Annotated in this window: 10 protein-coding genes; 4 read left to right on the forward strand and 6 right to left on the reverse strand. The window is 41.9% G+C overall.

Annotated features, from left to right (window positions below):
• The 3 genes from B7C60_RS13360 to B7C60_RS13370 all read right to left on the reverse strand — a co-directional run.
• A partial coding sequence (locus tag B7C60_RS13360) for a thioredoxin domain-containing protein (protein WP_245869435.1) occupies positions 1 to 579 on the reverse strand: 579 nt, incomplete at its 3' end.
• A gap of 316 nt (positions 580 to 895) precedes the next feature.
• The gene (locus B7C60_RS13365) at positions 896 to 1,723 is read right to left on the reverse strand and encodes an SDR family oxidoreductase (RefSeq protein ID WP_099612094.1); all 828 of its coding nucleotides are present in this window, start codon (positions 1,721 to 1,723) and stop codon (positions 896 to 898) included.
• Between the two features lie 10 nt (positions 1,724 to 1,733).
• The gene (locus B7C60_RS13370; protein WP_099612095.1) at positions 1,734 to 2,648 is read right to left on the reverse strand and encodes a TIGR01777 family oxidoreductase; all 915 of its coding nucleotides are present in this window, start codon (positions 2,646 to 2,648) and stop codon (positions 1,734 to 1,736) included.
• Positions 2,649 to 2,852: 204 nt separating this feature from the next.
• Here B7C60_RS13370 and yfcE point away from each other — a divergent pair, with 204 nt between their 5' ends.
• Positions 2,853 to 3,401, forward strand: coding sequence for a phosphodiesterase (yfcE, locus tag B7C60_RS13375; RefSeq protein WP_099612096.1), 549 nt, complete (start codon positions 2,853 to 2,855; stop codon positions 3,399 to 3,401).
• Between the two features lie 35 nt (positions 3,402 to 3,436).
• On the opposite strand, the gene B7C60_RS13380 is transcribed toward yfcE, so the two are convergent.
• Together B7C60_RS13380 and B7C60_RS13385 are read right to left on the reverse strand one after the other, a co-directional pair.
• On the reverse strand, positions 3,437 to 3,958 hold the full coding sequence (locus tag B7C60_RS13380; protein WP_099612097.1) for a regulatory protein ToxS: 522 nt from the start codon (positions 3,956 to 3,958) through the stop codon (positions 3,437 to 3,439).
• An 11-nt stretch (positions 3,959 to 3,969) separates the two neighbouring features.
• On the reverse strand, positions 3,970 to 4,815 hold the full coding sequence (locus B7C60_RS13385) for a winged helix-turn-helix domain-containing protein (RefSeq protein ID WP_099612098.1): 846 nt from the start codon (positions 4,813 to 4,815) through the stop codon (positions 3,970 to 3,972).
• 387 nt (positions 4,816 to 5,202) lie between these two features.
• Here B7C60_RS13385 and htpG point away from each other — a divergent pair, with 387 nt between their 5' ends.
• From htpG to hemH, 3 genes are all read left to right on the forward strand, one after another.
• A complete protein-coding gene (htpG, locus tag B7C60_RS13390) occupies positions 5,203 to 7,110 on the forward strand; it encodes a molecular chaperone HtpG (protein WP_099612099.1) in 1,908 nt (635 codons plus the stop codon).
• Positions 7,111 to 7,413: 303 nt separating this feature from the next.
• Positions 7,414 to 8,058, forward strand: coding sequence for an adenylate kinase (gene adk / locus B7C60_RS13395; RefSeq protein ID WP_099612100.1), 645 nt, complete (start codon positions 7,414 to 7,416; stop codon positions 8,056 to 8,058).
• Between the two features lie 101 nt (positions 8,059 to 8,159).
• Positions 8,160 to 9,125, forward strand: a complete 966-nt coding sequence (gene hemH, locus B7C60_RS13400; RefSeq protein WP_099612101.1) for a ferrochelatase — start codon at positions 8,160 to 8,162, stop codon at positions 9,123 to 9,125.
• Between the two features lie 115 nt (positions 9,126 to 9,240).
• On the opposite strand, the gene B7C60_RS19325 is transcribed toward hemH, so the two are convergent.
• Positions 9,241 to 10,010 (reverse strand): oligopeptide:H+ symporter (locus B7C60_RS19325; protein ID WP_245869438.1); only part of this gene is annotated, 770 nt, incomplete at its 5' end.

Consider the following 10,010-nt stretch of genomic DNA (forward strand, 5'->3'; position numbering starts at 1 on the left):
GTACAGTTCCACTTGGGCGATTAACCGTTTGTAATAGCTATCTTGATATTCCAAAGGGATAGCTGATAAACGTTCTTTTGCTTCATCGAATCGTCGGTTTGCCAATAAACAGTCGGCTAGAGCCAGTTTGATTTCGCCCTTATTTTGCCATTGTTCATCAAGTGCCATGAGCAGAGGTAAGGCTTGCGCATATTGCTGTTCGCTGACCAGTTGTAGTGCTTGTTGTGCCGTACGCTCTTCTTGACTTGGCAAGTGACGAGCTAACATCTCTTTAATGGTTTCGATTGACTGTAACCCACTCAACCCATCAACTGGCTGCCCGTTGACAAATAGGGCTAAAGTTGGCAATGCCTGAATGCCAAATTGAGCGGCAATCTGTTGCTCTTCTTGACAGTTTAAAGTTGCCAACTGGAATGCGCCTTCATACTGTTGAGCAAGTTGTTGTAATTGTGGAACAAGTTGGGCGCTTTCGTCACTCATTGGGGCCCAGAAATAAAATAAAATAGGTTGATTCACCGAGTCTGCTAATACGTCGCGGAAATTGTGTTGAGTAACATCGATACTATGAGCTGAATGCATGGTGATTCCTTATGGCTATGTATATAAACCAAACATGGGGGAGCGCGCGATAAATCTCAAGGTGTGACATAAGATTGTTAGCGTTTTCTAGGGGCAATAGACCTTAAGTATTAGAGCACCCATCAAAGACATGAATAGGTTTTGATGGGTGCTAAGTAGCAGTAAGCAAAGGTTAAAAAAGAATTAGCAGTGCCAAAGTAATTATGACACCGAGCCAATTCCATTGATTTAATGTCATTGGGCGATACTCAATGTCTTTGTGAATGTATTGGTGACTATGGCGAAAAAACATGACGAATTAATGACAAAATACCATTTATGCTGATTTATTGAGCAATTTGTCAAGGGTTCTGCCTGGTAATACTCGTTTGAGAATCGCAAACAATTTGGTCGGAAAGGTGATTCGATACCTAAGTTTAGGTCGCTTGGCTTCTAAAGCATGGAGTAATGGAGCAAGGCAAGCGTGTGCTGGAAGTGCAAATGGATGATTGGACTTTTCATTCGCGAGACGTGAAATTTGCTGTTGATAGGCTTGATGATGAATAGATGAATCGATGTTAATCCAGTTGGTCAAGGCTTGTAATGCGTTGGCTCTAAATTGAGTATTAATCGGCCCAGGTTCTAGTAAGCTAATGTGGATGTTTGAACCGGCCAACTCTAGGCGTAATGTGTCAGTCCAGCCTTCTATGGCAAATTTTGAGGCGTTATAAGCACCTCGATACTTCATGGCTGCAAAGCCTAAAATAGAGCTATTTTGAATAATTCGGCCATAACCTTGTTGACGAAAATGGGGCAGTAATAGTGTGGTTAATGTATGCCATCCAAAAAAATTACTTTCAAATTGAGCCCGTAATGCTTCGGTGGGTAAATCTTCCAAGGCTCCTGGTTGACCATATGCTCCATTATTAAATAGGGCGTAGAGTTGATGGTTGGAGAGGGTTAATGCCATTTTGACAGCAGATTTAATACTTCTTTCATCAGCTAAATCTAACTGAATGCAGGTAAGCCCTAGTGCTTGTAAGCGTTGAACATCATGATGATCACGGCAAGATGCAATGACGTGATAACCTCGCTGCTTAAGCTCTAGCGCGGCCATATAACCAATACCTGATGAGCAGCCGGTAATAAGAATTGATCGGGTCATAACCTATCCATTAATGATGATGTTGAAGAAGCTGTTTGAGAGCGGGCTCAAGTCGTGAATACGTGAATTGAAAACCGAGTTCAGTCAATTTTTTCGGTTTGGATCGGATGCTGTCAAAAAGCAGAATGCTTGCTTCGCCCATCAGTAAGCGTATCGCCCATTTAGGGGTGAATAATAGATGAGGACGTTTCAGTGTCGACGCTAAGCATCGGCTGAATACTCGGTTTGTGACAGGATGTGGCGCACAGAGATTAAAAGCGCCGTGAGCATGTTCTGTCTCTAATAAGTAAGTGATGGCTCTGACCATATCGATAATATGAATCCAAGGCATGTATTGATCGCCTTTGCCTATTGGTCCACCTAGCCCATAACGGTAGGGAAGCAGCATTTTCATTAGCGCTCCGCCGTCTGTTGAAAGGACGATTCCTGTTCTCAATAGACAGACTCGTGTTCTTTCGGTTTGTGCTCTTCGGGCAATTTGTTCCCACTTTGCACAGATTTGATGTGGAAATTGTGACGAGTGTACTTGGCGGCTCTCATCGAAAGGATGAGCTTGTTGATCGCCATAATAACCCACGGCAGAGCCGCTGATAAAAACAGAAGGGGGAGCGGTACTGGCGTGAATTAATGCAACTAATTTTTCTGTGATAGACCAGCGGCTTTGGCAGATACGTTGTTTTTGTGATTCGGTCCAGCGTTTATCAGCAATAGGCTCTCCTGCTAAATTAATGACCGCGTGGTAACCATCTAAATTACTCAGCACATCAAGGTTGTTAATAAAAGAGAGGCTTTGCGCATGAACATGGATCAGTTGCTGTTTGGCTCGATCAATGTCTCGGCTTAGAATCACTAAATCATGGATCATGAGATGTTTTACCAACTCTCGTCCGATAAGCCCTGTAGCGCCTGTTATCAGTATCTTCATAAAGCTCTCCTTGCACAGTGGTGAGTACCATGGCTATTGGGTAATCATCAGCTTATGTGTATCCTTTCATGGGTTCAAGTTTTTACCATTGATTTATCGCTTTCTCCATGTGAAGCGACAACTGGAGTGGCGATGTTGGCCATAATGATGACGCGAACACTGCAAGTACGTACAATGGTTTGATTATCGATTAAGAGGTAGCAGATGAAATTATTTATTGCGTCAGATCTTCATGGTTCATTACCTGCAACAGAAAAAACCATTCAAGCATTTACTCAATCGGGGGCGAATACGTTAATTTTATTGGGTGATTTACTCAATCATGGCCCAAGAAATCCCGTCCCGACTGGCTATAACCCACCAGCGGTAGCAGAATGCTTAAACCAATATGCACAACAGATTATTGCGGTGAGAGGAAACTGTGACAGTGAAGTTGATCAAATGCTGTTCGATTTCCCGATGATGAGCGATTTTGCTTGGGTGTTACTGGAATCTGGTCGTCGATTATTTCTAACCCATGGGCATCTTTATCAAAAAGACAATCGCCCTCAACTTCAGCATGGCGACGTGTTTGTCCAAGGCCATACTCATATTGCTCTTGCTGAATTACAAACGGGAGTCTACCAGTTTAATCCCGGATCCGTTACTTTTCCGCGCCAAGAAGGCATTGCTAGCTATGGTCTGTTGGAAGGAGAACATTTGACGGTATACAGCTTTCAGCAAGACGTTTTGGCACAAATCCATTTGATCTAAACGTCAGAGGGGCGCGAAGTCCCCTTTGACATCAATTATCCATTGCCAAATAGCACCGTTGAACCATGGCTTAAGCTAGTAAGCAGTAAGGTTTTATCGTTAACTACATCAATGCGCCGACTCTGTTGAGCATCAACTTTAAATAATTGGGTAATCAGTTGTAGCTGCTCTGGGGTAAACTCTTTTGTATAAGCCGAAGACATATCCTTAAATTCCGTAGGAGAAATAAGCAGATAATTACTGCTAATATTCCATTGTCCCGATTCGGAAATATTAATAACATTTTCTGCAATGGTTTGTTCAGCAGAGTACAGTTTCACGGTCGATACTCGTAAATAGCTACCATTCGGTAAATATTTGACATTTGATACCACATCGACCCGATGCAGTGGCCCAACGGCATTGTTGGGTAATTTGTGCTCGATTAATGTGACCAGTTTTGATTGCCATTCACGAGAACAGAGAATTTTCTCGAGTTTAATTTCACTGTGTTGATAAAGCCACAGGCTTGCTATTGCTGAAATTAAAAAGAGTAGGGCGGCGACTTTTTTCATCATGCGTATATCCCTCACTGGCAAACCTTCTCTGTGTCGTTGGTATTGGCAAAAATTCTTAATGTGATGTTTTTCCCTGAAAATCGTGTGGTATGGATATAATTCAACATCAATTGGTTGTTTTCTCCGCCAGTCGCAATCACTTGTTTTAGATTGAGAAAGAGCTCTTCACCATGAATGGTGCGATATTTTTTTACACAGGTTTCAATCGAAGGCAACCAAGATGAAAGATCAGGATGATTCACTGGTGCACTGATGGTTACCTCATCAATAACGGCTAATCGGCGAAATTTCGATGCAGGGGGAGCGGTGAGTAAATAAGTTATCAACGGTAAAAGAAGCGCACTGATGAGTAAAATCGTTGTGGTTACATCAAAGCGGAATTTTTTGCGGGCCGTTTTTGTGTCTGAGCCACCGGCGTGATGAGTGACTTTGGGTTCATCCACTCTCGATGATATCGTGCTTGGTTCTGTTAATGTCTCGGCGGTTTTAGATTTTTCTTTGTTGGGTTCAGATACGAGACAGTCAACATGAGCAATCAATTGGTAGCCGCGTTTAGGCACCGTTTTGATAAACTGTGGTGCTTTCGTTGAATCCTTCAGCATTTTGCGTAGCGTCGAAATTGCTTGGGTCAAACTAGAATCGTCGACTTCAAAGCCTTGTTCTCGCCATACATAGTTATGTAGTTCATGACGAGTAATCACGTTATTAGGATGTTGAACCAGCATAAATAGGATGCGACTTTCGTTGCTGCCGAGGCGAATTTCTTCCTCACCCATTTCCGTATCAACTAATAAGTTGCTGGTTGGATCGAAAATAAAACGGTTGGCAAGAATGAATTTAGTGTCGAATTTACTCATGAGATCTTCTTTTTTAATCGGTATTTCCGGACAACGGCAGAGCATTGTTCGGTTTTACCTACTTAGTATTAGGGTCTCTTGGAACTGTAAATGAGATCGAACAGCGAATCAGTCATATCCCTATAGCAAATTCACGACTGTAAAACAGTTTAGAATTACTCTAACTTTTGATTCTATTTACATACCTTGTCAGTAATAACAGCGTTCGTACGGTCTTTAGACCGATAGACTTAGCAGAGCATAATCAAAAAAAATAAAAAAAACAGTGTTTTTATGGTTTTTGACCTTGAATTTACATTCATGAGCCACATGTTAATAGCAAATCGATGTTCTTCCTACCCTTTTCAGCTTTATTGATAGGGTTTGATATGATGTAACGGAGCAAAAATGAGCGAAACAGTAACCAACAATAAAGAAACGCGTGGTTTTCAATCAGAAGTAAAACAACTACTGCATTTGATGATTCACTCTTTGTATTCGAATAAAGAAATTTTTCTACGAGAGCTGATTTCCAATGCTTCAGACGCAGCCGATAAGCTACGCTTTCAAGCTTTATCAAATCCAGATCTCTATCAAGGTGATGCCGATCTAGGCGTGAAACTTTCTTTTGATAAAGACGCGAATACTTTAACGATATCTGATAATGGTATTGGCATGAGTCGTGAGGATGTGATTGAGCACCTAGGGACGATTGCAAAATCAGGTACAGCTGAATTTTTCTCAAAGCTTTCTCAAGAACAATCAAAAGATTCTCAGTTAATTGGACAATTTGGTGTTGGTTTCTATTCCGCATTTATTGTCGCTGATGCGGTCACCGTACGCAGCCGAGCTGCTGGATTACCTGCTGATCAAGCCGTTCAGTGGTATTCTGAAGGTGAGGGAGAGTACAGCGTTGAAACAGTAGAAAAAAATACTCGCGGTACAGATATCGTATTGCACCTCCGCGAAGAAGGAAAAGAATTCTTATCGGAGTGGCGTTTACGAGATGTCATTTCTAAATATTCAGATCACATTGGTATTCCTGTTTATATTCAAACGCCTGAGCGTGATGATGAAGGAAAAGAAACCGGTGAGTTTAAATGGGAGCAAATTAACAAAGCCCAAGCGTTATGGACTCGTGCGAAATCAGAAATCAGCGATGATGAATATAACGCGTTTTATAAACATGTTTCTCATGACTTTACGGATCCGCTAGTTTGGAGTCATAACAAAGTTGAAGGGAAAAATGATTATACGAGCTTGCTATATATTCCAGCCAAAGCACCATGGGATTTATACAACCGAGAGCATAAGCATGGCTTAAAATTGTATGTTCAACGCGTTTTTATTATGGATGATGCGGAACAATTTATGCCATCGTATTTACGTTTTGTTCGTGGTTTGATTGACTCCAATGACTTACCACTCAATGTATCGCGTGAGATTTTGCAAGATAATAAAGTTACTCAGTCTTTGCGTAATGCATGTACTAAGCGTGTCTTAACCATGTTAGAACGTTTGGCGAATAATGATAGCGATAAATACCAAACTTTCTGGAAAGAATTTGGCCTGGTGATGAAAGAAGGCCCAGCTGAAGACTTTGCTAATCGTGAAAAAATTGCTGGGTTGTTACGCTTTACCTCGACTCATACTGACAGCTCAGAGCAAACGATCAGTCTAGCTTCCTATGTAGAGCGAATGAAAGAAGGGCAGGAAGTTATTTATTATCTCACTGCTGATAGTTACCTTGCAGCGAAAAATAGCCCACATTTGGAGCAATTTAAGTCAAAAGGGATTGAAGTTCTGTTGATGTCTGATCGCATTGATGAGTGGCTGATGAATTATTTAACCGAGTTTGACGGTAAATCGTTCCAGTCTATCACGAAAGCGGGCCTCGATTTAAGTAAGTTTGAGGATGAAGCAGAGAAAGAGAAGCACAAGGAAACAGAGCAAGAGTTCCAGTCAGTCGTTGAGCGAGTTAAAGCCTATCTTGGCACACGAGTGAAGGATGTTCGAACCACATTTAAATTAGCGTCAACCCCTGCTGTGGTTGTGACCGATGATGGTGAAATGGGGACACAAATGGCCAAGTTACTTGCTGCGGCAGGACAAGCGGTGCCTGATGTGAAATATATTTTTGAGATTAACCCAGAACATGCGATGGTGAAACATATGGCTGATGAGGCCGATGAACAAGCCTTTGGTCGTTGGGTGGAAGTGTTATTGGGCCAGGCAATGTTGGCCGAGCGTGGTTCGATGGAAGATCCAACTCAATTTGTCACCGCTATCAATCAGCTACTGACTAAAGTGGAATAATGATCATTAACGCAAGCCAATGTGATGTTGGCTTGCGTTTTTTCTAACCGTTTCTGCGTAAAGGGGCTTAGGAAATCTTAATGTAAATAACGGCTTTGATCGGTATTCTTTCGTCTTAGATTCCGTTTTTGACCGTTTTTTATGATAGAATTAGTCTCTTGAATAGTCAGATTTGTCAGTTCGATTTTTCATGCTTTTTGCTTAAGCAAATTCAAATTTGTCTCCTTATACCGAAACTTATCGTCGTACTATCATCGTACTGTGAGCTTCGGTATAACATTATTTTCTTAAAGAGGATTAAACATGCGCATCATTCTTCTAGGTGCTCCGGGTGCAGGTAAAGGCACACAAGCTCAATTCATTATGGAGAAATATGGTATACCACAAATCTCTACTGGTGATATGTTACGTGCTGCTATCAAAGCGGGTACTGAGCTTGGTAAACAAGCAAAGTCAGTGATTGATGCGGGTCAATTAGTCTCTGATGAAATCATCTTGGGCCTCATCAAAGAGCGCATTGCTCAACCAGATTGCGAGAAGGGTTTTTTGCTTGATGGTTTTCCTCGTACCATTCCTCAAGCGGATGGTTTGAAAGAGATGGGAATTGAGGTTGATTATGTGATTGAGTTCGATGTTGCCGATGATGTGATTGTTGAGCGTATGGCTGGACGCCGTGCGCATCTTGCTTCTGGTCGTACTTACCATGTTATTTACAACCCACCTAAAGTTGCTGGTAAAGATGATATTACCGGTGAAGATTTGGTTGTACGTGATGATGATAAAGAAGAGACAGTACGAGCTCGTTTAGGGGTTTATCATGAACAAACCGCTCCGCTTATTGCCTACTACGGTAAAGAAGCGGCAGCAGGTAACACGCAATATTTAAAATTTGATGGGACAAAACAAGTTGCTGAAGTCAGTGCTGATATCGAAAAAGCACTCGCATAAAATGGCTCGTTTGCCCAATATAACCGAGCGAGGCGGCCTTTAGGGTCGCCTTTTTTACTCTTTTTGTCGTGATGTACAAAGGTAAACATGGAATGGACGTTATGCATAATGGTAAGCAATTAGGCGTTTTACTGGCAAACCTAGGAACACCACAAGAGGCAACGCCAAAAGCCGTTAAACAATTTTTAAGTCAATTCTTACATGATAAGCGTGTTGTGGACTTAAGCCGTTGGTTATGGTGTCCCTTATTACATGGCATTATTCTTCCAACGCGCGCTCCGAAAGTGGCTAAGCTTTATCAGTCCATTTGGATGGAGGAGGGATCGCCACTGATGGTGTATGCCAAACGTCAGCAAGAAAAACTGCAAAAGCAGCTTTCTATTCCGGTTGAACTCGCGATGACCTATGGTGAACCAAGCCTAGCTCGTGGCGTGCAGGCTTTATGTCAACAAGGTGTTTCTTCGATAATTGTATTACCGCTTTATCCCCAGTACTCAGCAACCACAACTGCTGCTGTGTTTGATGGTTTAGCCAAGGTGATGAAGCAACAAGTGGTTGTTCCGGAACTGACGTTTATTCAAGATTATCATGATCATCCCCTCTACATCCGAGCGTTAGCAGAAAAAGTCCGTGATGCTTGGCAACAGAATGGTCGAGGCGATAAATTGATCTGCTCTTATCATGGTATTCCTAAGCGTTATGCTGATAATGGCGATATTTATCCGATACATTGCCAACAAACCACTCGTTTATTGGCGCAAGAACTCGGATTAACGGATCAACAGATCATGATGACCTATCAATCTCAATTTGGCAAAGAAGAGTGGTTGCAGCCCTATACTGATAAAATGATGGAGCAATTGCCTCAACAAGGAATAAAACGCATCGACATTATTTGTCCGGCTTTTTCAGTTGATTGTTTGGAAACACTGGAAGAAATAGCAGGTGAAAATAAGCATCTTTTTCTTCAGTCAGGAGGAGAAGCTTTTAACTATATCGAGTGTCTAAACGATTCGGATGCTCATATTCAGATGATGGCGGCTTTAATCCATCAACGATGTGGATAATGGCCGTCGAAAGAGTTTTACCATAGAAATGGTTTTACTATAGAAATAGTTTTACTATAGAAATAGTTCAAAAGCCTTATCCAAGAGGCTTTTGAACCATTTGACAGTCTGTGGTTTATGCTTCGGCAGGTGCTAATTCAACCTCGACATTGCCTTGACATATTTTAGTCAACATTGGTGCGATTAAGAAGGTAATCAGTGTGATTCCTGCGGTGGTATAGCCAATTTTTCCAAATACATCGCCATAGATAGCAAGTGATTCATGTGCACTGGTAATCTGATCGGGAACAGAGGTTAAACTCGCAACCCATCCAGCAATAACGGCAGCCGTTGCTGAAGTAAGAAACCACATTCCCATCGCAAAGCCCATCATACGCTGTGGAACCAATTGTGCCACCATGGCTAAACCAAGCCCTGAAACCAGTAACTCACCAACGGATTGGAAGGCATAGCTCAGAACTAACCAGTCTGCACTGATGATGCCTTGATGATTCGCAAATCCGGTTCCCCACGATAGAACTAAAAATGAGAGTGCGCAAAATCCCATGCCTATTGCAAATTTAAATGGCATAGCGAGGCGCTCGCCTAATTTACCATAAAGCATTGCCAATACTGGGCTGGCGATCATAATCCAAAAAGGGTTTAACGCTTGAAATTGCTCTGGTTCAAAATGAAAACCGAACAAATTTGGATCAACATTGTGAATAGCAAAAAAGTTCAGTGACGTTGGCATTTGAAAGTAAAGTACAAAGAACACCACGCCTTGTAACATCAGAACAAAGGCGACCAACATTTTTTGTCGTTCAATCCCAGTCATTGAAAATGTTTCTTTAAAGTAAAAGGTCACGATCATTAGCCCTGCAATGACTAAAATCGCATGTGCTA

It is taken from the genome of Vibrio fujianensis, from assembly GCF_002749895.1.
Lineage (GTDB): Bacteria > Pseudomonadota > Gammaproteobacteria > Enterobacterales > Vibrionaceae > Vibrio > Vibrio fujianensis.